Origin of the sequence: Zunongwangia mangrovi (assembly GCF_900112105.1) — a bacterium.
Classification (GTDB): domain Bacteria; phylum Bacteroidota; class Bacteroidia; order Flavobacteriales; family Flavobacteriaceae; genus Zunongwangia; species Zunongwangia mangrovi.
On the sequence record NZ_FOKV01000009.1, the window covers coordinates 68,681 to 93,842 of the forward strand.

The following is a 25,162-nucleotide window of genomic DNA, read 5'->3' on the forward strand; positions in this document are numbered from 1 at the left end:
GCATGCAGGAAAATAAATATATAAACAGAGAATTAAGCTGGCTTCAATTTAACACCCGAGTTTTACAGGAAGCTGAAGATGAAACGGTCCCCTTAATAGAAAGACTTCGATTTTTAGGGATTTTCAGTAATAATTTAGATGAATTTTTTAAGGTGAGATACGCAACCGTAAAGCGTATCGATCTTGCAGGTAAGGCGGGTAAAAGTGCACTAGGCGGAATGAAAGCAAGTAAGCTTTTAGAAGATATCACCAAAGTGGTGATAAAACAACAATCTGAAAGTTTAAAGATCTTAGATAAGATTCAGCAACGACTTCGCGACGAACACGGTATCTGTGTGATCAATGAAAAAGAAGTATCTGAGTCTCAACAAAAATTTGTAAAAGATTATTTTCTATCTCATGTTAGCCCTGCTTTAGTAACTATTGTTCTTAACGATTTAGAAGAGTTACCGAGTTTAAAAGATAGTGCCGCTTATTTGGCTGTAACTATGGAAATGAAACCTGTAAAGCCTTCAGGGAAAATTTCTAAACTGGTTAAGGGTGAGAAAAAAGAGCGTAAATATGTACTTATTGAAATTCCAAGAAGTATAGAGCGATTTGTTGTGCTGCCATCAGATAATGAGAAGCAGTATATCATAATTCTGGATGATCTTATCAGGTATAATTTGAATAGTATCTTCAATATTTTTGAATATGAAACTATTTCGGCTCACATGATAAAAATCACCAGGGATGCCGAACTAGATATTGACAGCGACTTGAGTAAAAGTTTTATTGAAAAGATTTCTGAAAGTGTAAAAGACCGAATAAAAGGTGATCCTGTAAGATTTGTCTACGATAAGAATATTGATAAAGAAACGCTTACTTATTTGATGAATAAAATGGGAATCGATCATGCCGATAGTATTATTCCTGGTGGGCGTTACCATAATCGTCGAGATTATATGGGGTTTCCACGATTAGGAAGCAAAGAGCTTCTTTATGATACTAAAGAGGCATTGCCAATTCCCGGGCTTGCTTTGCAAACCAGTTTGATCCAGGGAACCGGCAAAAAGGATCATATGCTTTATGCACCATATCAAAGTTTTTCTTATGTCGTAAAATTCTTAAGGGAAGCAGCTTTAGACCCTAAAGTAAAAACGATAAAAATTACTATTTATAGACTGGCAAAGATCTCTCACATCGCCAGTTCTTTGATCAATGCGGTGAAAAATGGTAAGAAAGTACTGGTGCAGATAGAACTAAGAGCGCGGTTTGATGAAGCTGCAAATATTAAGTATGCCGAACAGATGCAGCGTGAAGGCGTAAAATTGATCTTTGGTGTTCCGGGATTAAAAGTGCACTGTAAAACCTGTGTAATCGAGCGTGAAGAAAACAATGGTAAATTAAAGAAATATGGCTTTATAAGTACCGGAAATTTTAATGAGTCGACTTCAAAGATCTATACCGATTATACCCTTTTTACCGCCAATCAGGAGATACTAAAAGAGGTAAATAAGGTATTCGATTTTTTTGAGACCAATTATAAGGTGAGTAAATACAGGCATTTAATTGTTTCGCCGCATTATACAAGGGCAGCTTTAACCAAGTTGATTCAAAATGAAATTGAAAACCAATTAGAAGGAAAACCTGCTGGTATCAAATTAAAACTGAATAGTCTTTCAGATTATCCAATGATTGATAAGTTGTACCAGACGAGTAGAGCAGGGGTAAAAGTCAAATTGATCGTTAGGGGAATCAATTGTTTAATTCCGGGAGTACCGGGAATGAGCGAGAATATAGAATCTATTAGTGTTGTCGATAAATTTCTGGAACATCCCCGAGTATTTATTTTTGAAAACGCAGGAAATCCTAAGGTTTATATATCTTCAGCAGATCTAATGTCCAGAAACCTGGATAATCGAGTAGAAATTGCCTGCCCAATTTACGATAACGACATCAAACAAGAAGTGATCGATGGTTTTGAAATTAGCTGGAGCGATAATGTAAAAGCGCGTGTTTTTTCAGAAAAACAAAATAATGCCTATCGCAAGAAAACGAAACCAAGAGTGCGTTCACAAGAAGCACTTTACGATTATTATTTAAATAAGAACGAAAATTTTAAGCAGTGATAGTACAAAAGAAATATGCAGCAATAGATATTGGTTCTAATGCCATAAGGTTACTGGTATCTACAATTACTGAAAAAGAAGGAATGGAAACTAATTTTAGAAAAACATCCTTAGTGCGTGTGCCTATTAGATTAGGAGCCGATGTTTTTTTAAAACAAAATATCTCTAAAAATAACCAGGATCGTATGATAGATGCGATGCATGCATTTAGTCTTTTAATGAAGGCACATGGGGTTGAAAAATATAAAGCCTGTGCAACTTCAGCAATGCGAGAAGCCAAAAATGGCGATGCAGTTACAGATGTGATTAAGGATAAAACAGGGATTGAAATTGAGATCATTGATGGTACGCACGAGGCTGCCATCATTGCTGCTACAGATTTACATGCTTTAATCCAGGATGATCATAACTATTTATACGTTGATGTTGGTGGTGGTAGTACAGAATATACACTTTATAGTAATGGAGAATCTATAGCTTCAAGATCTTTTAAAGTTGGTACCGTAAGATTATTGAACGACCTGGTAGAGAACAAAACCTGGCGCGAAATGGAAGCCTGGGTAAAAGAAAATACAAAAGGCTACGAGGATATTAGCTTAATAGGTTCTGGTGGAAATATTAATAATATCTTTAAAACCAGTGGTAAAAAGGATGGCAAACCTTTAAGCCTTTCTTACTTGAAAAAGTATGATGAATTATTAAATAGCTATACCTACGAGGAAAGAATTACTGAGCTGGATTTAAAAAATGACCGTGCAGATGTTATTATTCCGGCATCAAGAATTTATTTGAATTCGATGAAATGGGCTAAAGCTAGCCAGATCTATGTGCCAAAAATTGGATTGGCAGATGGTATAATCAAGTCACTTTATCATTCTAATTAAGATCTCATCTTAGATTTAAAAACAAATAAAGCGGGCATTTGCCCGCTTTATTTGTTTATTCATTGACCTTTCTTACTGCTTTTTTTAACCGTGAATCGTTTCCTTATTTCCTAATCCCTGTATCATTTTTCCTTCAAATTCTAAGAGATCATTCCATTTTTTATCGACCACTTCACGGTCACCATACTTTCTGGCGAATTTTAGGAACATGGTATAATGATTAGCTTCACTTATCATCAGGTTTTTATAAAATTCTGCCAGCTCTTTATCTTCAAGTTTTTCGCTAAGTAATCGAAAACGCTCACAACTTCTTGCTTCTATGAGTCCGGCAATTAATAAGCGGTGAACAAGTTGAGTTTTTCGGCTCCCTCCTTTTGGAAAAAACTTTAAAAGCTGAACAACATATTCATCTTTACGATCCCATCCCATCTCAATACCACGAGCTAAGATTTTATCGTGCACCATTTTAAAGTGCCCCATTTCTTCGCGAGATAATGCGATCATCGCTGTAACCAATTCTGGGTATTCAGGATAATTTACGATCAGAGAAATAGCCGTTGATGCTGCCTTTTGCTCACACCACGCATGATCGATCAAAATTTCTTCAATATTTTTATTGGCAATATCTGCCCATCTGGGATCTGTAGGAAGTTTTAAACCAAGCATAATTATACATCTAGATCAAAAGTTGTTCGTAATTTATCCAAAAGCGGATTTTTCTCTTTCAGCTTATTATATTTTTCTATAGGTGTAAAAACAAATTTTTTCGCTGTCGTTTCATTAACATCGATCACCAATGTGATGGTCGTATTTTTCAATCTGGCTTTTAGAAATCCCATTAATTTATGCTGACCTCTTTCCAGATCAAGCTTCATAGATTCTGCAGGTAATTCCAGATGAATTTCGTTATCATTTTTTAATGTAGGAAGATCTGTTTCTAATATTGAAGCAAGGATTTTTTCTCCCCGTTTTTTCAATTTGTGAACATAGTCGTCCCAGGCGGCTTGTAACTGAGTTTCAGTAAACTTGCCAGTCATCACTGCTTCACGTTCTGGAGCCTTATCTTTTACCTGGGCTTCCAGTTGTTTTTTCTTACGAATACTAGCTAAAGAAAGTCCGGATACTCTTTCTGTTTTAGTATCGGTCTCAGCAACTGGATTTGTTTTAGTGGATTCGTTTTGCTGAGGTTGAGGTTGAACTTCTTTTGCCGGTTCTTCTTTAATTTTATCTTCGGAAGTATTCGGCACTTCTTTACTAAAATACTCCTGATTTGCAGTTGTAGTTTCAGTAGCACAGGTGTCATTTTCTGTACGATTTTCAGCTGAAGGTTGTTGCGCTTCTTTAGGAGCAGTATTGTTTTGCCCATATTCGTTATTCCTGATGATCGATTTTTCTTCTTTCGAGATCGATTTTGCAGGCTGTTCGAAGTGAGAAGCAGGAACTATTTTAGGACTGCTGTTTTTTTTTTCTCCGTCGAAAGTGACAGAGGCAATTTGCATTAAGCAGAGTTCAACTAAAAGCCGTTGATTTCGGCTGGTCTTGTATTTTAAATCACATTCATTAGCAAGGTCGATTGCCTGAAGCAAAAATTGTTGCGAAGTCTTTTGAGATTGTTCAAAATACTTGGTTTTTGTTTGTTCTCCAACTTCTAAAAGCTGAATGGTTCGTTGATCTTTACAAACCAGCAAATCTCTAAAATGTGAAGCTAAACCAGCCACAAAATGATGACCATCAAATCCATTAGAAAGGATGTCGTTAAACAATACCAGTAGTTGCGGAATGTTATTATCCAGAAGTAAATCTGTTACCTGCATGTAGGTATCGTAATCTAAGACATTCAGGTTTTCTGTAACCGCCTGTCGTGTTAAATCTTTTCCACTAAAACTTACTACACGATCGTAGATAGAAAGGGCATCACGCATGGCACCATCTGCCTTTTGTGCAATGATCTGCAGGGCATCCTCTTCAGCATTAACACCTTCCTGTTCCGCAATATATTTTAAATATTCTTTTGCATCAGTTACGGTAATCCTTTTAAAATCAAATATCTGGCAACGCGAAAGAATGGTAGGAATGATCTTGTGTTTTTCGGTCGTAGCAAGGATGAAAATCGCATGTTTTGGTGGCTCTTCTAAGGTTTTAAGAAACGCATTAAAAGCCGAAGTCGATAACATGTGAACCTCGTCAATAATATAGACCTTATAAGTTCCAACTTGTGGAGGAATTCTTACCTGATCGATAAGATTACGAATATCATCAACCGAGTTGTTAGAAGCGGCATCAAGCTCAAAAATATTAAAAGCAAAATCTTCATCTGGACTTTGAGTACCGTCCTGGTTGATCATTTTTGCCAAAATACGGGCACAGGTAGTTTTCCCCACTCCACGGGGACCGGTAAATAAAAGCGCCTGAGCAAGATGATTATGAGCAATAGCATTAGCCAAAGTATTGGTAATTGCTTGCTGCCCAACAACATCCTTAAAGGTTTGTGGCCTGTATTTACGCGCCGAAACTACAAAATGCTCCATCTAACAAGTTTGAACGACAAATATAAAAATAGCCAGCTTAACTTCGAAAATATGAACTAGTATTTATAAACAAATCATCAATTTTATAAAGATGAAATCAAAGCGAATATGCTTCATATTGAATTATATTTGGAAATGTGCTAATTTTAAAATTATCTTCTAAACTAAAGGCTAAGATTATTAACTTTCGAGATATTTTTGTAACAGCTAAAAGCTTAAACTTTTTCTGTGGACCGTAAACTGTAAACTGATCACTTAATAATTAATTTGTTGATACGTTAATTTGAAAATTATCTTCTAAACTAAATGCTAAGATTGTAGGTTTTCAGGGTGTTTTTTTAAGCTGAATGCTGATGTCTAAAAGCTTAAACCTTTTCTGTAAGCCGTAAACTGAGAACTGTAAACTTTTCCCTAAACTTTCAATTAAAATTAGATACATTTGCAGCCAAGCAGGTCGGCCCTATCGCTAAGCTCATATTTGCGGCTTGGAGGAAAGTCCGGACACCGTAGAGCAGCATAGTGGGTAACGCCCACCGGTCGTGAGGCCAGGACAAGTGCAACAGAAAGAATGTACAGGTAATGCTGTAGTGAAACCAGGTAAACTCTATGCGGTGCAATGCCATGTAAACCAACATTATCAAATTGCTCGTTTGTTGTTGGAGGGTAGGCAGCTAAAGGGCTTTGGTAACAAAGTTCTCAGATAAATGACAAGGGCATCCTGATGTATTTCAGGGTGAACAGAATCCGGCTTACAGACCTGCTTTTTTATATACTCTTACATAATCGATCAAATATTCCTGCGGAAATATAGCATCATCGATGTCTCCCGCCCATTTACCACCAAGTGCTAGGTTGATAATTAGGAAAAATGGCTTTTTAAAAGGATTGTTTTTAGTATCTGCGTCCTCGATCTTAAAGGTGTAATACACATGATCGTCGAACGAAAATTGAATTTTTTCTGAATCCCAGTTCATTCCGTAAACATGAAAATCTTCAGTAGGCGAGGGGTCTAAACTTAACTGCCCGCCTTCGCTTTTTATAGTTGATCCTTTACCTTGCGGATAATGTACCGTAGCATGAATGGTATATGGATCTTTCCCCACGAATTCTAAAATATCGATTTCTCCGCTATAAGGCCATTCGATGTCGTGAAAATTAGATCCTAACATCCAAATGGCTGGCCATACGCCTTTTCCCTGCGGAAGTTTAGCACGTACCTCAATTTTACCAAAATTTAGATCGAATTTTTTATGCGTATGTAGACTGGCTGAAGTGTAAAAGGCCTTTTCTGTATTATAACGATAGTTCTGAATATCTGGATCGTATTTCTTATTTCGATATTCTTCTTTTCTGGCAATGATTTTTAGAACATCATCTTTAACGATTGCATTTTTTTTACGTTTCGTATAATATTGCTCTTCCAGATTCCGAATAAATCATAGTTCATGAGTCCATTTATCTTTATCGGGTTTGCCGCGATAATCAAACTCGTCATTCCAAATTAATTCGTATTCCTGAGCATTTATACTCATAGGTAAGAAAGCTAAAATTGTAATTAAAAAATAAAGAATATTAGCTTCAGTATTTTTATTCTTCTTCACTGGTTTCGTAAAAAAATGAAAAAACAGAACCTCCATATCCTCGCTTCTCTACAAAATTTGGGCCACTAGATAGATCGGTATGTTTTCCAGATTCTATAATAAGCATTCCGTCTTCGCTAAGAAGATTATTTTCAAATACGAGCTCGGCTATTTTCAAAAAGTCTTCCGTAGAAAAATCATAAGGAGGATCAGCAAAAATTACATCTGCCTTAATCGGTGCTCGTTCAAGGTATTTAAAAACGTCACTTTTTATCGCTGTTATCGAATAATCTAGTTCGCTTGCGGTTTTTTTGATAAATTTTATACATTCAAAATTACCATCTACAGCTGTGATCGCTTCTGCACCGCGAGAAGCAAATTCGTAAGCGATATTACCGGTACCAGAAAATAGATCTAAAACGCGTAAAGCACTAAAATGATAATGGTTATTAAGGATGTTAAACAATCCTTCTTTTGCCATATCTGTAGTTGGCCTAACGGGTAATTTTTTTGGGGCAATAATTCTTTTGCCTTTGTTACTTCCTGAGATTATTCGCATTTAAAGCGTGTTTAAAAGTATGTATTCTTCAGATCTATTAATATTCCAGCCTTCTTCTATTTCGTGTTCTGTTTCTGAAGATAAAAAAGAAATATGCTCAACGTATTCCTGAAGTAATTTGTATATTTCATTCTCTTTGTGAATTTCACCACCAAGATAAAGCCTGAATTTTTTAGGATCTAATTCTAACTGTTCTGCAGCGAAAAGCAGATAATAAAGATAATCTTCTTTGCTAAAGAACGTAAAGCTATTACATAACAATAATTTCCCGTCTTCAATAATAAATAAATCTAATCGATTTTTGCTATTATGAGTATATACTTTGATGCCTTTAGCATCTTCAAAAGAAAGAAATTTATTTAGCAGAATCGATAAATGGTGAGAATATTCAAATTCACCATATTTTTCAAAAAAGTAGTTGATGATGTTAGTGTAAGGAATATAGATATTCACCATCTCCTTAGTTTCAATTTCATCTACAGCAACAAAATCTGTTTTAAGGATTTTGGTATTAAATTTTAGATAAGAAGCAGCGGCTTCTTCCTTAAACCATTTTTTGGGCACCAGCGTAAAAAGAGTATTGCAAAAGCACAATTTTACCTCATTTACTGGCGATTTAAGTTGTGGTTGTGTGTTATATTCTTCTTCTATCTTTTGAAGAAGATTTACTGGATCCAGTTCTTTTTCAAAGACTTTTTTATGATAATAAACTACTGTATTTGTTTTTGTATTTAGGGTACAAAAAGAAAGTCCATTCAGGCTAACCTGAATGGACAGTTTCAAAAAAGTATTTTCTGGATTATTGGTCACCATATGTTTGTGGCCAGTTTCCGGTGGTTTTAATTTCATCCATAGAACCAACACTTATGTAACGACCATTAACTTCTTCTACAGATTGTGCCTGGTTTTCCATGTTAATCATTTGTTTGTCTTGATCAAATAAAACTACACTTTTAGCAACTTTCGCTTCAAAAACAGGAATCTTATTATCTCCTTTTTGAATGCTACCAGCTTCTAACTCGATCTTAGCATCTGTCCCTTCAGTAGGAACATTAATCATATTAGTGTAACGATCACGATCTCCTTTGTATAAAGAATCTTTTACAGATACGAAGTCTAGAGTATCGATAAGTACTTTTTCTATATACTCGTCGACACCGTAAGTTGCTTTGTATTCTTCATCTAATACTGTAGTATCTCTACGTTGAGTAATAGCAAACTCTGCAGTATCAATAAATTGTACAAGTTTATCAAAATCACCTTCAAAATCACCAACGATTTCTTTGTGAGCAAGCTCTGCTGCTCGTATATCTTTTAGGTGTTCAATTACTTTAGGGTAACGTTGTTCTTTAACCTTGTTAAATTGAATTGGTCGGTATACAGCATCAAAAGTTAACCAAGCCAGGAAAGCTATAACCGCCCACAATAGTAATTGAATTACAAGTCTCATGCTTCTAAGAAATTAATTTAAGTTATTAGAGTTATACGACAAATCTACAATTTTTTTTTATTCGCAAAAGTTTCTTGCCTAAAAATCCATGATTATCTTTGGTTTTTTAAGGATTCAGCTATGGAAAAACCGAATGTTTCAGCATTCTATAAAATATTGATTAATGATTTAGGTTTCCAACCCCGTGCAAAACAGAATATTGCCTTACAGCAGTTAGCCCAGTTTGCGGTAGAGGGAACTAATGACGATCTTTTTTTGTTAAAGGGCTTTGCAGGAACTGGAAAAACCACAATTATTAGTGCTTTTGTTAAAAACCTATGGAAAATTCGGAAATCTGGCGTTTTAATGGCGCCAACCGGGCGTGCTGCAAAGGTAATTGCTAATTATTCGAAAAGAGAAGCTTTTACGATCCATAAGAAAATCTATTTTCCGAAGAAATCTGGGGCAAGCGGAATTCATTTTGTTTTACAACCTAATAAGCATAAGAATACCATTTTTATTGTAGACGAAGCTTCTATGATCGCCGATCATCCAGGTGATTCCAAAAATTTTGATAATGGATCTTTGCTGGATGATCTAATGGAATATGTTTATAGTGGCCATAAATGTCAGTTGATTTTCATTGGAGATACGGCGCAGCTTCCACCGGTAAAAATGGATATGAGTCCGGCCTTAGATCAGGATAAATTACGCACCGGATTTTTTAAGGAAGTTGGTCATATTCAGTTAGATGAAGTGGTAAGGCAAAGTGAAGAGAGTGATATTTTGCATAACGCAACTTTAATCAGGGAGGCTATTCGTGAAGAATTTTACGAAAGCTTCAAGTTTGAGCTTGGTCCAAAAGCAGATGTTATAAGGCTGGTAGACGGTTACGAGATTATGGAAGCGATCCAGGATGCTTATCATACTTTAGGGAACGAAGAAACCAGTATTATCGTAAGATCGAATAAACGAGCCAATCAATATAATCAGCAAATTAGATCCCGAATTCTGTTTCAGGAGGAAGAAATTTCTGCCGGGGATTATTTAATGGTGGTTAAGAATAATTATTTCTGGGTAAAACCAACTTCAGAAGCTGGTTTTATTGCGAATGGAGATATTGTAAAGGTTTTGGAAATTTTTGCGATAAAAGAACTTTATGGTTTTCGTTTTGCTGAAGTTTCTGTCCAGATGGTCGATTATCCAAAAATGCGTCCATTCGAAACGGTGGTGATGTTAGATACGCTAACCAGTAACACTCCATCACTTACTTTTGAAGAGTCCAATCAACTCTACCAGGAGGTAATGAAGGATTATGAAGACGAAACGGCCAAATACAAGAAGTTTTTAAAAGTAAAGAACAACAAATATTTTAATGCGTTACAGGTTAAATTCTCGTATGCTATTACCTGCCATAAAAGTCAGGGTGGTCAATGGAACACCGTTTTTATAGAACAACCTTATTTGCCTAATGGCGTGGGGAAAGAATACCTTCGCTGGTTATACACAGCGGTAACGCGTGCAACCGATAAATTATATTTAATTGGTTTTAAGGATGATTTCTTTGTTGCAGAGGATTAACTAAATTTAAACAGACTGACTGTCTTTAAAAGCTTATTTTAGAAAAAACTAATCAATATTTTTGATGAAAGAAAAACTTAAGATCGTCGCGATGATTCCGGCAAGATATGAAGCTTCTCGATTTCCGGGGAAATTAATGCAGGATCTAAACGGAAAACCAGTAATTCAAAGAACTTACGAAGCTGCTAAAAATACCGGACTTTTTGACCAGGTGTATATCGTGACCGATAGTGATCAAATATTTCTTGCTGCTTCTAAATTTGGCGGTAAAGTTATAAGAAGTAAAAAAGAACATGACTGCGGAAGCGACCGTCTTGCAGAGGCCGTTCATGATATGGATGTAGATATTGTTGTGAATGTGCAAGGTGATGAGCCATTTATCGATAAATTAAGCTTAGAGCGATTACTGAATGTTTTTCAGGATGATGATGCGGCAAGTATCGATCTTGCTTCATTAAAAGTAGCAATACAGGATAGCGACGAAATTACCAATCCTAACAATGTAAAGGTAATTACAGATCATAATGATTATGCGTTGTATTTTTCCAGATTTCCTGTTCCTTATCCCAGAAATACAGATATCAAGGTGATTTATTACAAACACATTGGTATTTATGCGTTTAGAAAACAAGCACTTTTGGATTTCTATAATTTGCCGATGCTGCAATTAGAGAATGCTGAAAAAATTGAGTGTATTCGTTATTTAGAATATGGTAAGAATATAAAAATGGTAGAGACTGAAATGCAAACCATTGGGATAGACACTCCTGAAGATTTAGAGCGAGCAAAAAAATATCATCAATCTTTAGAAAATTAGATTTAAGCTGAAAAAAATAGAAGCTAAAATTCTATAAAAACGGCCAGTATTTTAGAATACTAGCCGTTTTTCTTTGGCAATACAGAACATATTACTAACTAACAATTAATTGTTGCTCACTGCTGCTTTGTAAGTAGAAAGGGCACGTTCTCTGGCTTCTTTATGATCTACCATTTTTTCAGGATAATCGTCGGTGCCAAATTCTTCAACCCATTCTTTTATATATTTTTTTTCTTTATCAAATTTATCGATTTGTGTCGTAGGATTAAAAATTCTAAAATAAGGAACCGCATCTACACCGCTTCCGGCAACCCATTGCCAGTTTCCTACGTTGGAGGACATTTCGTAATCCAGAAGTTTTTCAGCAAAATAAGCTTCTCCCCAACGCCAATCGATTAGCAAATGCTTGCACAAAAAGCTTCCTACCAACATTCTAACCCTATTGTGCATAAAACCAGATTTATTTAATTGGCGCATACCAGCATCTACAAGTGGAAAACCTGTTTTCCCTGCTTTCCATTTTTCAAACTCATCTTTATTATTTCTCCATTTTATATTGTCGTATTTGCTTTTAAATGCATCGGTAACGGTAGAAGGATTGTGATAAAGAACCTGCATAAAAAACTCTCGCCAAACTAGTTCTTGTAAGAAGGTCTTGTTACTTTCATTATTAGCTTTCTTAACCATTTTTCTAACGCTCACAGTACCAAATCTAAGATGCGGACCTAATCGGCTTGTGCCATCTTTTGCAGGGATATTTCTGGTACCTTCATATTCCTGAATAAGCGTTGGCGTAGTATCGAAATTGGGCACTTTCAATGAAGATTTTTTAAATCCAATATCGCTTAAACTTAAGTTTGGTAGCCGGGTGTTTTTGATAAGATTATCTAAATACTGACTAGTATAGTGTATTTTGAGATCGATATCTTTAAAATGTTGCATCCAGGTTTTCATGTAGGGTGTATACACTACATAAGGATCGCCATCACCTTTTACAACCTCGTCTTTTTCAAAAATAACCTGATCTTTAAAAGTCTCAAATTCAGCATCATTTTCTTTCAATAATTTCTGAATTTTTTCATCACGGTCTTTAGCGTAAGGCTCGTAATCGCGATTGGTAAATACTTTACCAACATAATAATCTTTAAATAACTCTTTGAAGACTTCTTCAGGTTTACCATGATACATAGCCAGAGATGAACTATGATTATCCTGAAGCTCACTTCTCATATCCTGTAGCGTTTCAAAAATAAAGGTCACTCTTGCATCATCTTCAGGTAAGCTATCTAAAATTTCAGGATCAAATATAAAAATTGGTAAAACCGGATGATTTTCTTTCAAGGCAGCCAAAAAACCTACATTGTCGTCTAATCTTAAATCTCTACGAAACCAAAATATATTTATTTTGTCTTTACTCATTACGAAATGTTTAGTGTTGAAAGTCCGCCGTCTACACCAAGAATTTGTCCTGTGATCCAACTACTTTCTTCACTTAATAAAAATGCGGAAATATTTGCAATATCGGCTGTAGTTCCTACACGTTTTAGTGGGTGACGCTGATCCATCTTTTCCTTTTTCTTTTCGTTATTCAGAAGCTTTTCAGCAAGTGGAGTATCTGTTAAAGAAGGGGAAACTACGTTAACTCTTAAACTAGGGGCATACTCGGCTGCCAATGATTTAGCGAAACCTTCTATAGCACCTTTTGCTGCCGCCACACTAGTATGAAATGGCATACCTACTTTTACCGCCACACTACTAAAAAATACCAGGCTAGCCTGATCTGCCGATTTTAATTTCGGCATTAAAGCATTTACAACGTTAATTAAACCAAAGAAATTGAGTTGCATTTCCTCTTCAAAATCTTTCGGTTTAAGCATTTTAAAAGGTTTAAGATTTATACTTCCCGGGCAGTAAACGAGTCCGTCTAATTTTTCAGGAAGATCAAGAGAAGAAATATCATCTTTCAATACATCGAATTCAAAATGTGTAATATCTAGTTCTCCAAGATCAGCTTTATTCCTTGAAGCCACATAAATATTATGCTCTTGGTAAAGTTTTTTAGCAATTTCGAATCCAATTCCGGTAGAACCTCCAATAAGTAGAATATTCTTTTCCATATTAGTTTAATATATCTTGTTTAAGTGTAGCATCTTTATTTTGTTGTGGTGCTTTATATTCTCCAAAGAGCTCGACCAATTTCTTTTTACGATACGCAAATATTTCTTCAAGTTTAGGTTTCACCATAAAAGGATGCGCCAAATTTCCCAATTTCCCCATAGGTAGTTTGTAATCTACAATGTCTTCCATCTCTACACCGCCTTCGATTTCTTTAATAAAATGTTTGTGATGCCATAAAGTATAAGGTCCAAATCGCTGTTCGTCCACAAAATATTCGCCTTCTTTTACATGAGTTATTTCGGTTACCCATTTCGTTTTAATACCGGCAATTGGTGTCACGATATATTGAATGATCTGACCTTCGAACATTGGGCGATCGCCACCCGAAGTGATATCAAATCCCATATAATCTGGAGTAATAGTTTTAAGATTTTTAGGATCAGACAGAAAATCCCAAGCCTGTTTTTTAGAAATAGGAAGTTTTTGGAACGTATGAATTTGGTACATTTAGTATCGTTTTAAGATTTGAATAAAATTACGATTCAAAATGTTTAATTAAAAATTATATTAGTTAAACAAATTGTAAATGATAATAGTTCATTACTATTTTTCGGTCATAAAATGGAATCTAAATTAATTTTCAATGCTAATGTTGCTATCTTTAACAAAACTTAATCTTACGCAATAATGAAAAAACTACTACAATTATTTATTTTAATTTTAGGTATATCTGTATCTGCACAAATACAGGCACCGCAACCAAGTCCGTCTGCAAAAGTAGAGCAGGTGGTAGGTTTAACAACTGTAACATTAGATTATTCTCGTCCTGCTATGCGAGGTAGAACAATCTTTGGGGACTTAGTACCATTCGGTGAAATTTGGAGAACAGGAGCTAACGAAAACACGGTTATCGGTTTTTCTGATGATGTAGAAATCCAGGGACAAACTTTAAAAGCTGGAAAATACGCTATTTATACGATTCCAAATAAAGATAGCTGGGATGTAATGTTCTATAAATCGACCAACAACTGGGGGAATCCTCAAAACTGGGATGATAATATGGTTGCTTTAAAAGCAAAAGCTGAGGTTGTTGAAATGCCAATGGAAATGCAAAGCTTTACTATTCTTATCGATGAGCTTGCAAACGACGGCGCAAACTTAAATTTCTTATGGGAAAATACGGTAGCTTACCTTCAATTTTCAGTACCTACAGATGCTAAAACTATGGCTAGTATCGATAGAGTAATGAGCGGTCCTGGAGCAGGCGATTTTTACGCTGCGGCGGCTTATTATCATGATGCCGATAAAGATTTGAACAAAGCTTGGGATTGGATCAATAAAGCTATTGAAGCTAATCCAAATGCTTACTGGATGCTAAGAAAGAAATCATTGATCGCGGCAGATCTTGGTAAAAAAGATGAAGCGATTGCAGCTGCAAAAAAATCTTTAGCTGCTGCTGAAAAAGCCGGCAATAAAGATTACGTAAAAATGAACAAAGATTCATTAGCAGAATGGGGAGCTAAATAATTAAACTCTAAAACATACAATATCAAAAAAAAGCTGTTCGGGAGAACAGCTTTTTTGATTTATTGGCACCGCCAAATGGTATAATACTACGAGGCTTGCCCCGAGGTAGTTTACTATAGTGTCGATATTATCAATATTCTAAACCAATTTTTTTCCGAACGCTATCCAGCATTTCGATGAGTTCTAAACTTTTAGCAAAAGTCATTTCTGTACTTTCTTTTCTGCCTTCCAATAACATTTGACCTACATGTTCGGCTTCAAAATTATATCCATTTGATGCAACACCAAATTCCTTTGTGAAACTTTCATTTTCAGTAGTGATCACGACCGAGCTTGGCTGGTGAAATCTTGGCTTTATATAAATTTCAGCCTTTTCTAATTTTATGGTAGCTGAGACTTCAGTAGTCTTATCTACAGAACTATAAAGCTCGGCTTTTACATTTTCAGGGTATATAAATGTAGCGTGGCATCGAGCATCAACATCGGTTTTGGTCATTTTAGCCGTAGCTTCGATTTTTTCTGGCTTCCCTAAAAAGCTTAGCGCAGCGAAAATGGGATAAATTCCTATGTCCAGTAGACTACCGCCTCCTAAAGATTTGTTGTAGATCCTACTTTCAGCATTAAAAGGTGCATCGAATCCAAAATCGGCTTCCATCGAAAGAACTTTACCGTATTTCCCAGATTTGATAATTTCAGTAGTATATTTAAAATGAGGAAGAAAATGAGTCCACATAGCTTCCATTAAAAATATATCCTGTTTTTGTGCAAAATCGATCATTTCTTTTACCTGATCTTTATTCATGGCAAAAGGTTTTTCACACAAAACAGCCTTCTTATGCTTCAGGCAAAGCAGCGTATGCTCGTGATGAAAGACATGAGGAGTCGCAATATAAATTGCATCTACTTTAGGATCATTAAGCATTTCGGTATAACTTCCGTAGGCTTTATCGGCGCCCATTTCTTCCGAAAAAACCCTGGCTTTTTCTAAAGAACGGCTGGCTGCTGCATACAAATTAGCATTCTCAACATGCTCTAATCCTAAAGCAAATTTTTTGGCGATCTTTCCCGGTCCTAAGATGCCCCAGTTTATTTTTTTACTCATTTTATGCGTTTTTAGGTTGAATTCTGGTCATTTGCAGTAGCAATGCAATACTAATTACTAAAAGACAGCCCAGAACGTTTAACCATAGGTAAGGTAGAATATCGAAAAAATAAACTGCGATTACAATTATTTGGGTAATTATTGCTGAAATAAAAACAGCATTACTTTTAACGAATTTGATAAAAAAGGCAAGTAAAAATATACCCAGAACGTTGCCGTAAAAAATAGAACCAATAATATTGACAAGCTGAATTAAATTATCAAAAAGATCGGCCACGCTGGCAAAAATTATCGCCAAAGCGCCCCACATTAGCGTAAACCATTTTGATGCTTTTAAATAATGATTTTCATCTTTATCTTCTTTAATATTTCTGCGATAAATGTCCATTGTGGTGGTCGAAGCCAACGCATTAAGTTCTGATGCGGTTGAGGACATTGCAGCACATAAAATTACCGCCAGTAAAAGACCAATAGCACCTCGCGGCAGATTATTCAGTATAAAATGGATAAACACATAATCTTTATCATTGCTCTCGGCATTGGTTTTTGCCGCGTCGATAAACATTTTTGCTTTTTCTCGATTTTCAAACTCCTTATTTGTTAATGCTGACAATTGATCTTTAAATTGCTGATTTTCGGTTTCAGAAATATTATCGAGTTTATCAGCATAATTTAAAGTCAGTTTTTGCTTTTGCTCCTGAAGTTCACGGTGTGTTATCATTAGATCTTCGTACTGCTGGGCATAATCTGAATTTAAAACCGCCTCAGTTGCTGCTGGATTGAAGTTTAGCGGAGTATCATTAAATTGATAGAAAACAAAGACCATTACCCCAACAAGTAAAATGAAGAATTGTAATGGCACTTTCAGGAATCCGTTAAAGATCATTCCAAGCTGACTCTCCCTTACGCTTCGTCCAGAAAGATAGCGCTGTACCTGGCTTTGATCTGTACCAAAGTAAGAAAGGGATAAAAATGTTCCACCAATAATTCCGCTCCAAAAAGTATAGCGATTATTAAAATCGAAGGAAAAATCCAATACATTCATTTTGCCTTCGCTTCCGGCAATTTCTAAGGCTTTAGTAAAAGTTATATTTTCAGGGAGATAATATAGTATGATAAAAAAAGTAGCGATCATTCCTGTTAAGATCACCGCCATTTGTTGTTTGTGCGTTACACTAACAGCTTTTGTTCCTCCAGAAACCGTATAGATAATTACCAGTACGCCTATCAATAATGTAAGTGTAGTAAGATCCCAACCTAAAACTGCAGAAAGGATAATCGCCGGTGCGAAAATTGTAAGTCCTGCCGCCAATCCGCGCTGAATTAAAAACAATAAAGCGGTTAAAACTCGTGTTTTCTGGTCGAATCTGGATTCTAAATACTCGTAAGCGGTGTAAACTTTTAATCGGTGATAAATAGGAATAAAAACGATACAGATAATAACAATAGCGATAGGCAGCCCAAAGTAAAACTGAACAAATCCCATCCCGTCATTAAAAGCCTGTCCCGGTGTAGATAAGAATGTTATAGCACTGGCTTGTGTTGCCATAACAGATAATCCAATTGTCCACCATTGGGCATCGTTACCACCTTTTATAAAATCCTGTACGTTTTTACTACCACGGGATTTGTAAACACCATACCAAACAATCGAACTTATGGTAACTATTAAAATTATCCAGTCAATTAATTGCATGTTAGGCGAAAGATTTCATTATAAAATAAAAGGCAATAATATAGATAGCGTTAGCAATAAGCACTGCGGTGTAACGCATTTTCCATTCGTATTTCTCTGGCTTTTCTTCCATTATTTTCCTAAAGAAAGCAAGTTAGCAAAAAGGCGATACGATCCTGCAACTCCAGCAGGAAATTGTCTAAAGAAACTTAACCCGGTATACACATAATATCCTTTGCCATATTTAGTCACTAAAAGACTACCTTCTGTAGATCCTTCATTTTTATCGTGCATCGATAGAACAGTGCTGTAATTTACGTCCCAGGTGTGCGGAAAATACAATCCGCGTTCTTGCACCCAGCCCTCAAAATCGCTTTTGGTGATTTTATTTGGCGAATTTAAAACAGGAGAATCTGGAGCTACAAAATTAACTTCAGCATCTTCTTCAGTCACACGATCATAAGATAATTTGAACGGAAAAGGTCCAATTTGGCTTACCGTAATTCCGCGATCTTTATTGTATTGAGAAACCAACGTTCCGCCATTTTCAACATATTTCAATAATTCGTCATTCTTATAGCGAAGTTCTTCTAAAACATTATAGGCTCTAACTCCGGTAACCACAGCATCATAATTTGCTAGAGATTCCGCAGTGATCGTTGCGGGGTTAAGCACACTTACCGTATATCCAATTTGGCGTAAACTTTCTGGAACTACATCACCTGCACCAGCAATATATCCAATATTTTCTCCTTTTTTCTGAATATCGATCTTTGCCAATTTCAGTTTAGAAGGCACTACTAAAGTTTGTGTCGGGATATGAGGATAATCGATCGTGATAACTTCATCTTGGTATGTTTCTCCTGAAGTTTCAAAAACTGGATTCACCCATATTTCACTTTGTGCTGAAGGTGGCGTAATTTTAAAAGTATAGGTAATACTGCTTCCTTTCTGCGGAAGATTTACTGCTTCAGATCTTGGTGATGTTTGCCATCCTGAAGGTAAATTTAATTTTAGTGTTCCCTTGGTATTATCTTTTTCAGCAGTAACTTTTATCCTGATGTTTTTACTTTCCTGATTAGGGAAAAGAATCACATCGTCAAGAAATCCAACAGATACCGGCGGAATAATCTCAAAATTCTCGTAATTCTCACCTGTTACATTATCATTGTATTTATAAACGATCTCTTTTTCAAACGGAATAGAAGTACCGGTAATATTGATCTTAAATGTTACGCTGCTGGTATGCGGAGTTTCTGGTTTCCCAATGAGTTTACGGTCGTCTACACGATACATTCCCACGGTTCCTTCTTTATTTAACCAATAAGGCGAAGTATAAGAAGCATCTTTAGGAACTTTATATTCAAAAGATTTTTTCCAGTCTTCATTATTGCGAAGAACAGTAGCGATCTCTTCAATACGATTTTGCGGATTTAGAGCGATAGATTTTAATTCAACTTCAGCATTACTACGATTTATAGCTTCAAGATTGAGACGTATATGATCACCCGGAGAAACAAATTCTGAATTTGATACCGCTTCAAGATAAAGCCCGGCACAAGCTTCGATGATCGATTTTATTTCTTCAGATTTAATGCTTTTCCAGTGCTCGTCTTCTAATTCCTGAATTAAACTATAAGCTTCTAAAAGCTGCGGTAAACTTGAAGAAGGATTGGTAAAGTCGAAATTCTGCTGTACATCACCCAAAATTTCACCAATTTCAGCTCCCCCTTCAACACGTGTCCAGCTGGTGTTTATTCCCGAAAAAACATCTTCTCTTGAAGCTGGTTGAGAACCTTTAACAAGCTCTAAAAATTCCATTTCACTACCACGAGAACCGGTGCTTCCAAATCCTTGTGATTGATGCTGACTACGACTTAGCGAGGCAATTTCAGGATTAGAAAGTCCTTTTAAAGGAAAATACACTCCGGTGTCAAAAGTCAGGTATTTTTCATCTTTAGTCGCTTCTCTAAACGCCTGCTGATTGCTAAAAAACCACGAGGAAGTATTAAAGAACATTCGCTCTGGTTGCCAGGTGCTGGTATATTTTAGTTGATCTGGATAAATAGATTTGTCTTTGGTAATATCGAAAGCTTCAACACTTAAAATAGCCGAAGACGTATGGTGACCATGCGTGGTTCCCGGCGTACGATGGTCAAAACGATTAATAATTACATCGGGTTTAAAATTTCTTATAACCCAAACCACATCGCTTAAAACTTCGTCTTTATTCCATGTTTTTAAGGTTTCATCAGGATTTTTAGAATATCCAAAATCATTGGCTCGGCTAAAAAATTGTTGTCCGCCATCAATACGACGCGCAGCAAGAAGCTCCTGAGTTCTAATTAAACCTAATTGCTCTCTAATTTCCGGGCCAATAAGATTTTGGCCACCATCACCTCTTGTTAAAGAAAGATAAGCCGTTCTTGCATGTTTTTGGTTCGAAAAATAAGAGATTAGTCGAGTATTTTCATCGTCTGGATGTGCTGCCAGATATAAAACCGAACCTAAGAAATTCAGTTTTTCGATCTTTTCGTAAATCTCTGATGCACTTAGCTTTTGGGGTGCCTGTGCGTTTATGTTAGTTGATAAGAATAATAATAAAAAGGGTAGGATTTTGCGCATTTTTATGCCGTATTTTAAACAAATCCAAATATAAAGTTTTTACCGTGCTAATGGTAGTGTTTTATACCGAATTCTATAAAATAGCAAGTTAAAACTTATAGCGCATTTTTGCCTTCGTCCAAAAAAACATCTTTTTGTACTAAAGAAACTGCTTTTTGTAAAATAAGGTTATTCGGGTAGGTGATAAGTTCGCCATCGTCTGTTCTTAAATGAAGATGGAAAGCTTTAATATCCTCAATAAGGGCTTCAATTGGCATATCTTTATCATGAATTCTAATTTTGTCACCAATTTTATAAGGGAAGTTAAAGAACATGATTATTCCTGAAGTAATATTGCTAAGGATCGACCAAATTGCAAATAGCGCAACGCCAATAACCGCAAATACCGAAGAGAAAATTAAGGCCAGATCGCCAAGATCCATTCCCCAAACAATGGCCAGTAAAAATATAGCGATAATTACGATTAAAATATTAATGTATCGAAACATTAATCGAATCCTTGTAATATGAATTTCGCCTTTGTCTCCAATACGTTTGGCTGTTTTTTTAAGAATGATATTGATAACCAGTAACACAATTAGCGTAAGAATTGTGTAGAATAATTGGTAGGTGTAGGTTAGTTCCAGAATCTTCATTTTTCCAATCCTAATTTTTCGCGCAAAGATAGGTCATTCTTACCATTTTTATTCCAATAATCGATCTTTAGGCGCTTATTTTTTATAGCTTTTGTAGTAAGCATTTTAGCATTTTCTCCGCTGCCAGAGGGAGTGATCTCTTCCCACTTTTCGATCTCGAATGGAAAATCTTTCTGATAAAATATCTTTAAAGTTCGGTTTAGATCAGGATAACTTAATGTGTATGTAGAAAGTGAATCTTCGGTAGCTTTTTTTGCTGAAACCTTATAAGCTTTTGCTTCCCGATGATTTAGTTTTAGAAATTCAAAAGAGGGGATCATATCTATTTTCCCGGTTGGTAATTCCGCCGGATCGATGCGTATTAAATTCCAAATTTCGTTTTCTAAATGCGCTTTTGGAAGGTTGAATTGTTTATCGGCTTCACCTTCAAAATAAGAATGAGAATTCATTTCGAAATGAGTGCGATTGTTTAGCTGAATAAACTGTTGCCCGCACCATTCCTGGATCGAAGCTGAAACTTTTGTAGCGTGACCTCTTCTTTATGTAGCGGAAAAAAACTGCTCTCCATTATCGAATATGGATAAATACCGGTAATAAATTCTTTGGTGCTATTCAGTTTTAAAACCGGGAAAGTTCTTTCTGAAGTTTCATTGGCTTTTACCTGCTCTTCAGGAAGAAAATCTTCTTTTACAAAGATCTTTATGGCGGTTCCTTGACGCATTTCGCCATAACGCGCCTGTTCCAGGTCGTAAGAGGTAATTTCAGCAGTACCATCAAACCAATATTCTTTAAATTCCGAAGATAATTTTCGGTCTTTTGGTGGATCCGGGATTTTATCACATCCAATAAAAATCAAGAAGAGTATTAAGGCGAATTTGGATATTTTAAGTATCTTTTTTTTCTTTTAAAAATAAACAACTTTAATATTCATTTTCAGCTTTTTAAAAGCGAAACAAGTTTTATTAGCACCTTTAAAAGGTATAAAACACTGAAGCCTGCCTAGAAATTAAAAATTTGATTCCAATGAATGTTTCAGCGCTTGGCCCGAGGTAGTTTACTCAAGATAAACTTCAGATTATTGAAATTCAGTAATCGCGTAAAAGTTTTAAATAGAAGCCAGTTTAGTTAGAGTTTCATAAACCAAATGCGTTGGTAGGCCAACCACGTTAAAATAACTCCCTTCGATATGCGTGATTCCAATAAAACCAATCCATTCCTGAATGGCGTAAGCGCCAGCTTTATCAAAAGGTTTGTAATTAGAAACATAAAAATCGATCTCTTCTTCGGTAAGATCTTTAAAGGTTACTTTGGTTGAAGAATGAACAATTTCCTGAACTTTTTCCTTGTTTTTTAAAGTCGTAAAACAAACCGAAGTTTCAACGCTATGTGTTTTTCCAGAAAGCGATGCGATCATTTTTTTTGCTTCTGCTGCATCTTTAGGCTTCCCCATCGCAACACCATCGTTACTCACAATCGTGTCGCTGGTAATTAAGATTTGATCTTTGCTAAGATCATCAAAAGCTTCAGCCTTTAGTTTTGCAAGATAATCGGTGATTTCTGTACCTTTTAAATGTTCTGGGTAAACTTCATTTACCGGCCTAACATCAGCAATAAAAGGGATATGTAAATCTTTAAAAAACTCTTGTCTTCGCGGAGAACCCGAAGCCAAAATGATCTGTTTATTTTTTAAAATTTCATTCAGCATAAAAAAATCAGGACATTAAATATTCTGGAAATCCTAAAGAGAGCAATCCAAAAAATAGCATGCATTTTAAAATAAGACTAAATTTTGAATAATCTTTTTTAGAATTTGCTTTTAAAATTCCGGCGACTAAAGCAAGTAGGGGAGCAATGATAAATACCAGTGCATAAACTACGGCTTTTGTATTACTGTAAAGGTCTTCGCCTAAAAAAATGATACTAAAAATTAATAAAATAAGGCAAAAGATAAAAACGAACATATTGGTTCTCTTTTGCCCAATAAGCAGTGGTAAGGTATTGCTTTGCGTTTTGTAATCGCCATTAATGTCTTCCTGGTCTTTTATGATCTCTCGTACAAAATTCAGCAACATTGCATAAAGTGAATAATAGACTAAAATATTAAATAATAAGCGCTGATTTTGGATGTTTTGGGAAGTGATTTCTGGATAAAGATCAAAGATAACTGGTAGTAAAACCACCAGACCAACCAGGAAACTAATCACTAAATTCCCTACAATTGCAATATGTTTTAAATATGTGGCATAAAGGTAGAGGAGGGCAGAAGTGAAAATAAAAATCGCAGAAAATGCCGGCGATTCGATAATGTTGGCGATATAAAAACCAATCCCCACACCAATAATATTGAGTGCAAAAAACAGGTTATAAGCCGATTTTTCACTAATCTTTTCTCGTATCACCAGTCGCTTGGGAGCGTTAATACGATCTGCCTCGTAATCAAGAATATTATTAATAACATAACCCGATGCTGCGATGCAAACGACTGCAATGATCAGCAAAATAAATTGGGTATTACTTAGCGCTGTACTGGCATCGAACTGGTTAAAAAAACCAAACCGAATAAGCAATAGACACAAAGCTATAAACAGCAAATTGCCATATCGTATCAGTTTTAAATATGGCATAAAATATCTTTAACGTTGTTTAGATTTATTGTTCTATCCATTTACCCTGTACTTTCATCACCTGTTCTATCACATCGCGAGCGCAACCATCGCCACCATTTTTGTGAGAAATATATTTAGAAACTTCTTTAACCTCTGGCACAGCATCTTGCGGGCAGGTTGGTAAAGCAATCAATTTCATGGGATACATATCTGGAATGTCATCGCCCATATAAAGTACATTTTCTGCCTTAATATCGTAAATATCAAAAAACTCGTCTAGTTGTTCTACTTTATCATCGATGCCAAGATAAATATCAGTAACTCCCAATTCTCCTAATCTGGTACGCACACCTTCATTTTTTCCTCCAGAAATGATACATACGGTATAACCTGCTTTTACTGCCTGTTTAAGTGCATATCCATCTTTAACGCTCATGGTTCGTATTAAATCGCCTTCTGTGGTTACTTGTACAGATCCATTGGTTAACACGCCGTCTACATCAAAAACAAAAGTAGTGATGTCGTTTAGATATTCTTTATAACTCTTTTCCATAGCTTTTTAGTATTGCTTCAGATATTGTTTTATATAATTTTTGTTGGTCTTCTTCTAAATATTGTAAATGCGCTGCCATTGTTTCTTTATCGTTTCTTCGGGCAGGGCCAGTTTGTGCTTTTTTAGGAGAAACTTTCTCGATCTTCTGAAAAGTTTCTGCTATTAAAGGTTTTAAAATATCAAATGGGATTTGATGCTTCTCGCAAATTTCAGAAGCCGTTGCGAACATAAAATTACTGAAGTTATTTGCAAAAACCGCGGCTACATGCGATATTCTACGTTGTTCAGATGAAATTTTATAAACCGAAGCTGAAATTTGTAACGCCAGCTGTTTAATCTTCTCTAAGTTTTCTTCGGAATTTGCCTCAATGCAAATCGGAATTTGTTGAAAACCGACTTTTTTTTCTCTGGAAAAGCTCTGTAGAGGATAAAAAACACCAAAATTGTGATGTTCAGCTAAAACATTAATATCTATAGCGCCTGAAGTATGCAGAACGATTCCGTTTTTTGGTTTTAATTTTGAAGAAACTTCAGCAATAGCATCGTCTTTTACCGATATTAGATAAAAATCGGCCTCTTTTATTTCAGCAATCAAAGTGGTGGTAGCAACTTTATCTGCAAAATCGGTCAATTTTTCCTGGCGATGATTAAAAACCTGGACGATTTCTACAGCTGTACTGGCTTTAAAAACCCTAAACAGGTGATAAGCAAGGTTTCCGGCGCCAAGAAGTACGACTTTCATCATTTCGCTAAATTATTAAAAAAATAACTCAGGCAAAATTAACATTTGAAACCAGATATTGCTTGGATTTAAGACTTATTAACTAATACA

Annotated in this window: 24 protein-coding genes, 1 other RNA gene and 1 pseudogene; 6 read left to right on the top strand and 20 right to left on the bottom strand. The window is 35.7% G+C overall.

Annotated elements, in window-relative coordinates; translation table 11 throughout:
* The first annotated feature begins 2 nt into the window (after positions 1-2).
* Together ppk1 and BM201_RS15910 are read left to right on the top strand one after the other, a co-directional pair.
* Complete coding sequence (gene ppk1, locus BM201_RS15905; protein ID WP_092544408.1) at positions 3-2,111, top strand: polyphosphate kinase 1; 2,109 nt, start codon at positions 3-5, stop codon at positions 2,109-2,111.
* Entirely contained in the window at positions 2,108-2,995 is an 888-nt protein-coding gene (locus tag BM201_RS15910; RefSeq protein ID WP_092544410.1) for a Ppx/GppA phosphatase family protein, read from the top strand. Before ppk1 ends, BM201_RS15910 begins: the two co-directional genes overlap by 4 nt.
* Positions 2,996-3,079: 84 nt before the next feature.
* Here BM201_RS15910 and miaE read toward each other — a convergent pair whose 3' ends face one another.
* Together miaE and BM201_RS15920 are read right to left on the bottom strand one after the other, a co-directional pair.
* Positions 3,080-3,661 carry a MiaE family protein gene (miaE, locus tag BM201_RS15915; protein WP_092544412.1) on the bottom strand — a complete coding sequence of 194 codons (582 nt, stop codon included), beginning with the start codon at positions 3,659-3,661 and terminating at the stop codon, positions 3,080-3,082.
* 2 nt (positions 3,662-3,663) lie between these two features.
* Positions 3,664-5,523 carry a DNA polymerase III subunit gamma/tau gene (locus BM201_RS15920; protein ID WP_092544414.1) on the bottom strand — a complete coding sequence of 620 codons (1,860 nt, stop codon included), beginning with the start codon at positions 5,521-5,523 and terminating at the stop codon, positions 3,664-3,666.
* Positions 5,524-5,969: 446 nt separating this feature from the next.
* Between BM201_RS15920 and rnpB the strand changes: the two genes are divergently transcribed.
* An RNA gene (gene rnpB / locus BM201_RS15925) (RNase P RNA component class A) lies at positions 5,970-6,291 on the top strand.
* A gap of 59 nt (positions 6,292-6,350) precedes the next feature.
* Here the strand turns inward: rnpB and BM201_RS18365 are convergent.
* The 5 genes and pseudogenes from BM201_RS18365 to BM201_RS15945 all read right to left on the bottom strand — a co-directional run.
* Positions 6,351-6,956: pseudogene (locus tag BM201_RS18365) on the bottom strand (glycoside hydrolase family 16 protein); the annotation flags it as partial.
* 3 nt (positions 6,957-6,959) lie between these two features.
* The gene (locus BM201_RS18260; RefSeq protein ID WP_245758673.1) at positions 6,960-7,124 is read right to left on the bottom strand and encodes a hypothetical protein; all 165 of its coding nucleotides are present in this window, start codon (positions 7,122-7,124) and stop codon (positions 6,960-6,962) included.
* Positions 7,111-7,662 carry an RsmD family RNA methyltransferase gene (locus tag BM201_RS15935; protein WP_092544416.1) on the bottom strand — a complete coding sequence of 184 codons (552 nt, stop codon included), beginning with the start codon at positions 7,660-7,662 and terminating at the stop codon, positions 7,111-7,113. The genes BM201_RS18260 and BM201_RS15935 overlap by 14 nt, the downstream gene beginning before the upstream one ends.
* Complete coding sequence (locus BM201_RS15940; RefSeq protein ID WP_245758674.1) at positions 7,663-8,511, bottom strand: DUF3822 family protein; 849 nt, start codon at positions 8,509-8,511, stop codon at positions 7,663-7,665.
* On the bottom strand, positions 8,462-9,112 hold the full coding sequence (locus BM201_RS15945) for a hypothetical protein (protein WP_092544418.1): 651 nt from the start codon (positions 9,110-9,112) through the stop codon (positions 8,462-8,464). Before BM201_RS15945 ends, BM201_RS15940 begins: the two co-directional genes overlap by 50 nt.
* A 120-nt stretch (positions 9,113-9,232) precedes the next feature.
* Between BM201_RS15945 and BM201_RS15950 the strand changes: the two genes are divergently transcribed.
* Together BM201_RS15950 and kdsB are read left to right on the top strand one after the other, a co-directional pair.
* A complete protein-coding gene (locus tag BM201_RS15950; RefSeq protein ID WP_092544420.1) occupies positions 9,233-10,672 on the top strand; it encodes an ATP-dependent DNA helicase in 1,440 nt (479 codons plus the stop codon).
* Positions 10,673-10,736: 64 nt separating this feature from the next.
* Complete coding sequence (gene kdsB / locus BM201_RS15955; protein WP_092544422.1) at positions 10,737-11,489, top strand: 3-deoxy-manno-octulosonate cytidylyltransferase; 753 nt, start codon at positions 10,737-10,739, stop codon at positions 11,487-11,489.
* A gap of 105 nt (positions 11,490-11,594) precedes the next feature.
* Here kdsB and BM201_RS15960 read toward each other — a convergent pair whose 3' ends face one another.
* Genes BM201_RS15960 through BM201_RS15970 form a run of 3 tightly spaced genes read right to left on the bottom strand, consistent with a single transcriptional unit; the run spans position 11,595 to position 14,114 of the window.
* Positions 11,595-12,908, bottom strand: coding sequence for a cryptochrome/photolyase family protein (locus BM201_RS15960; protein WP_092544424.1), 1,314 nt, complete (start codon positions 12,906-12,908; stop codon positions 11,595-11,597).
* Entirely contained in the window at positions 12,908-13,606 is a 699-nt protein-coding gene (locus tag BM201_RS15965; protein ID WP_092544426.1) for an SDR family NAD(P)-dependent oxidoreductase, read from the bottom strand. Before BM201_RS15965 ends, BM201_RS15960 begins: the two co-directional genes overlap by 1 nt.
* Before the next feature lies 1 nt (position 13,607).
* Positions 13,608-14,114: an SRPBCC family protein gene (locus BM201_RS15970; protein ID WP_092544428.1), complete on the bottom strand. Its 507-nt coding sequence runs from the start codon at positions 14,112-14,114 to the stop codon at positions 13,608-13,610.
* 180 nt (positions 14,115-14,294) lie between these two features.
* Here BM201_RS15970 and BM201_RS15975 point away from each other — a divergent pair, with 180 nt between their 5' ends.
* On the top strand, positions 14,295-15,134 hold the full coding sequence (locus tag BM201_RS15975) for a DUF2911 domain-containing protein (protein WP_092544430.1): 840 nt from the start codon (positions 14,295-14,297) through the stop codon (positions 15,132-15,134).
* 130 nt (positions 15,135-15,264) lie between these two features.
* Here the strand turns inward: BM201_RS15975 and BM201_RS15980 are convergent, their stop codons facing one another.
* The 10 genes from BM201_RS15980 to BM201_RS16020 all read right to left on the bottom strand — a co-directional run bounded on the left by BM201_RS15980 (position 15,265) and on the right by BM201_RS16020 (position 25,075).
* A complete protein-coding gene (locus tag BM201_RS15980) occupies positions 15,265-16,236 on the bottom strand; it encodes a Gfo/Idh/MocA family protein (RefSeq protein WP_092544432.1) in 972 nt (323 codons plus the stop codon).
* 1 nt (position 16,237) lies between these two features.
* Positions 16,238-17,932, bottom strand: a complete 1,695-nt coding sequence (locus tag BM201_RS15985) for a sodium:solute symporter family protein (protein WP_092544434.1) — start codon at positions 17,930-17,932, stop codon at positions 16,238-16,240.
* A gap of 111 nt (positions 17,933-18,043) precedes the next feature.
* The gene (locus BM201_RS15990) at positions 18,044-20,536 is read right to left on the bottom strand and encodes a PIG-L family deacetylase (RefSeq protein ID WP_092544436.1); all 2,493 of its coding nucleotides are present in this window, start codon (positions 20,534-20,536) and stop codon (positions 18,044-18,046) included.
* Between the two features lie 95 nt (positions 20,537-20,631).
* The gene (locus BM201_RS15995) at positions 20,632-21,171 is read right to left on the bottom strand and encodes a mechanosensitive ion channel domain-containing protein (RefSeq protein ID WP_092544438.1); all 540 of its coding nucleotides are present in this window, start codon (positions 21,169-21,171) and stop codon (positions 20,632-20,634) included.
* Entirely contained in the window at positions 21,168-21,620 is a 453-nt protein-coding gene (locus BM201_RS18265) for a hypothetical protein (RefSeq protein WP_245758675.1), read from the bottom strand. Before BM201_RS18265 ends, BM201_RS15995 begins: the two co-directional genes overlap by 4 nt.
* Positions 21,621-21,640: 20 nt before the next feature.
* Positions 21,641-22,027, bottom strand: a complete 387-nt coding sequence (locus BM201_RS18270) for a hypothetical protein (protein ID WP_245758676.1) — start codon at positions 22,025-22,027, stop codon at positions 21,641-21,643.
* A 249-nt stretch (positions 22,028-22,276) separates the two neighbouring features.
* Positions 22,277-22,876, bottom strand: a complete 600-nt coding sequence (locus tag BM201_RS16005; RefSeq protein ID WP_092544440.1) for a Maf-like protein — start codon at positions 22,874-22,876, stop codon at positions 22,277-22,279.
* 7 nt (positions 22,877-22,883) lie between these two features.
* The gene (locus BM201_RS16010; RefSeq protein ID WP_092544442.1) at positions 22,884-23,795 is read right to left on the bottom strand and encodes a geranylgeranylglycerol-phosphate geranylgeranyltransferase; all 912 of its coding nucleotides are present in this window, start codon (positions 23,793-23,795) and stop codon (positions 22,884-22,886) included.
* Positions 23,796-23,820: 25 nt separating this feature from the next.
* Positions 23,821-24,330 carry a KdsC family phosphatase gene (locus tag BM201_RS16015; protein WP_092544444.1) on the bottom strand — a complete coding sequence of 170 codons (510 nt, stop codon included), beginning with the start codon at positions 24,328-24,330 and terminating at the stop codon, positions 23,821-23,823.
* Entirely contained in the window at positions 24,314-25,075 is a 762-nt protein-coding gene (locus tag BM201_RS16020) for a Rossmann-like and DUF2520 domain-containing protein (RefSeq protein WP_092544446.1), read from the bottom strand. The genes BM201_RS16015 and BM201_RS16020 overlap by 17 nt, the downstream gene beginning before the upstream one ends.
* Positions 25,076-25,162: the final 87 nt, after the last annotated feature.

What these genes read in the sequence shown, in the direction of transcription:
- ppk1 (WP_092544408.1), top strand. Translation starts at nt 3, where the DNA reads ATGCAGGAAAATAAATATATAAACAGAGAATTAAGCTGGCTTCAATTT.
- miaE (WP_092544412.1), bottom strand. Translation starts at nt 3,661, where the DNA reads ATGCTTGGTTTAAAACTTCCTACAGATCCCAGATGGGCAGATATTGCC.
- BM201_RS15920 (WP_092544414.1), bottom strand. Translation starts at nt 5,523, where the DNA reads ATGGAGCATTTTGTAGTTTCGGCGCGTAAATACAGGCCACAAACCTTT.
- BM201_RS15935 (WP_092544416.1), bottom strand. Translation starts at nt 7,662, where the DNA reads ATGCGAATAATCTCAGGAAGTAACAAAGGCAAAAGAATTATTGCCCCA.
- BM201_RS15940 (WP_245758674.1), bottom strand. Translation starts at nt 8,511, where the DNA reads ATGAAATTAAAACCACCGGAAACTGGCCACAAACATATGGTGACCAAT.
- BM201_RS15945 (WP_092544418.1), bottom strand. Translation starts at nt 9,112, where the DNA reads ATGAGACTTGTAATTCAATTACTATTGTGGGCGGTTATAGCTTTCCTG.
- BM201_RS15950 (WP_092544420.1), top strand. Translation starts at nt 9,233, where the DNA reads ATGGAAAAACCGAATGTTTCAGCATTCTATAAAATATTGATTAATGAT.
- kdsB (WP_092544422.1), top strand. Translation starts at nt 10,737, where the DNA reads ATGAAAGAAAAACTTAAGATCGTCGCGATGATTCCGGCAAGATATGAA.
- BM201_RS15960 (WP_092544424.1), bottom strand. Translation starts at nt 12,908, where the DNA reads ATGAGTAAAGACAAAATAAATATATTTTGGTTTCGTAGAGATTTAAGA.
- BM201_RS15965 (WP_092544426.1), bottom strand. Translation starts at nt 13,606, where the DNA reads ATGGAAAAGAATATTCTACTTATTGGAGGTTCTACCGGAATTGGATTC.
- BM201_RS15970 (WP_092544428.1), bottom strand. Translation starts at nt 14,114, where the DNA reads ATGTACCAAATTCATACGTTCCAAAAACTTCCTATTTCTAAAAAACAG.
- BM201_RS15975 (WP_092544430.1), top strand. Translation starts at nt 14,295, where the DNA reads ATGAAAAAACTACTACAATTATTTATTTTAATTTTAGGTATATCTGTA.
- BM201_RS15980 (WP_092544432.1), bottom strand. Translation starts at nt 16,236, where the DNA reads ATGAGTAAAAAAATAAACTGGGGCATCTTAGGACCGGGAAAGATCGCC.
- BM201_RS15985 (WP_092544434.1), bottom strand. Translation starts at nt 17,932, where the DNA reads ATGCAATTAATTGACTGGATAATTTTAATAGTTACCATAAGTTCGATT.
- BM201_RS15990 (WP_092544436.1), bottom strand. Translation starts at nt 20,536, where the DNA reads ATGCGCAAAATCCTACCCTTTTTATTATTATTCTTATCAACTAACATA.
- BM201_RS15995 (WP_092544438.1), bottom strand. Translation starts at nt 21,171, where the DNA reads ATGAAGATTCTGGAACTAACCTACACCTACCAATTATTCTACACAATT.
- BM201_RS18265 (WP_245758675.1), bottom strand. Translation starts at nt 21,620, where the DNA reads ATGAATTCTCATTCTTATTTTGAAGGTGAAGCCGATAAACAATTCAAC.
- BM201_RS16005 (WP_092544440.1), bottom strand. Translation starts at nt 22,876, where the DNA reads ATGCTGAATGAAATTTTAAAAAATAAACAGATCATTTTGGCTTCGGGT.
- BM201_RS16010 (WP_092544442.1), bottom strand. Translation starts at nt 23,795, where the DNA reads ATGCCATATTTAAAACTGATACGATATGGCAATTTGCTGTTTATAGCT.
- BM201_RS16015 (WP_092544444.1), bottom strand. Translation starts at nt 24,330, where the DNA reads ATGGAAAAGAGTTATAAAGAATATCTAAACGACATCACTACTTTTGTT.
- BM201_RS16020 (WP_092544446.1), bottom strand. Translation starts at nt 25,075, where the DNA reads ATGATGAAAGTCGTACTTCTTGGCGCCGGAAACCTTGCTTATCACCTG.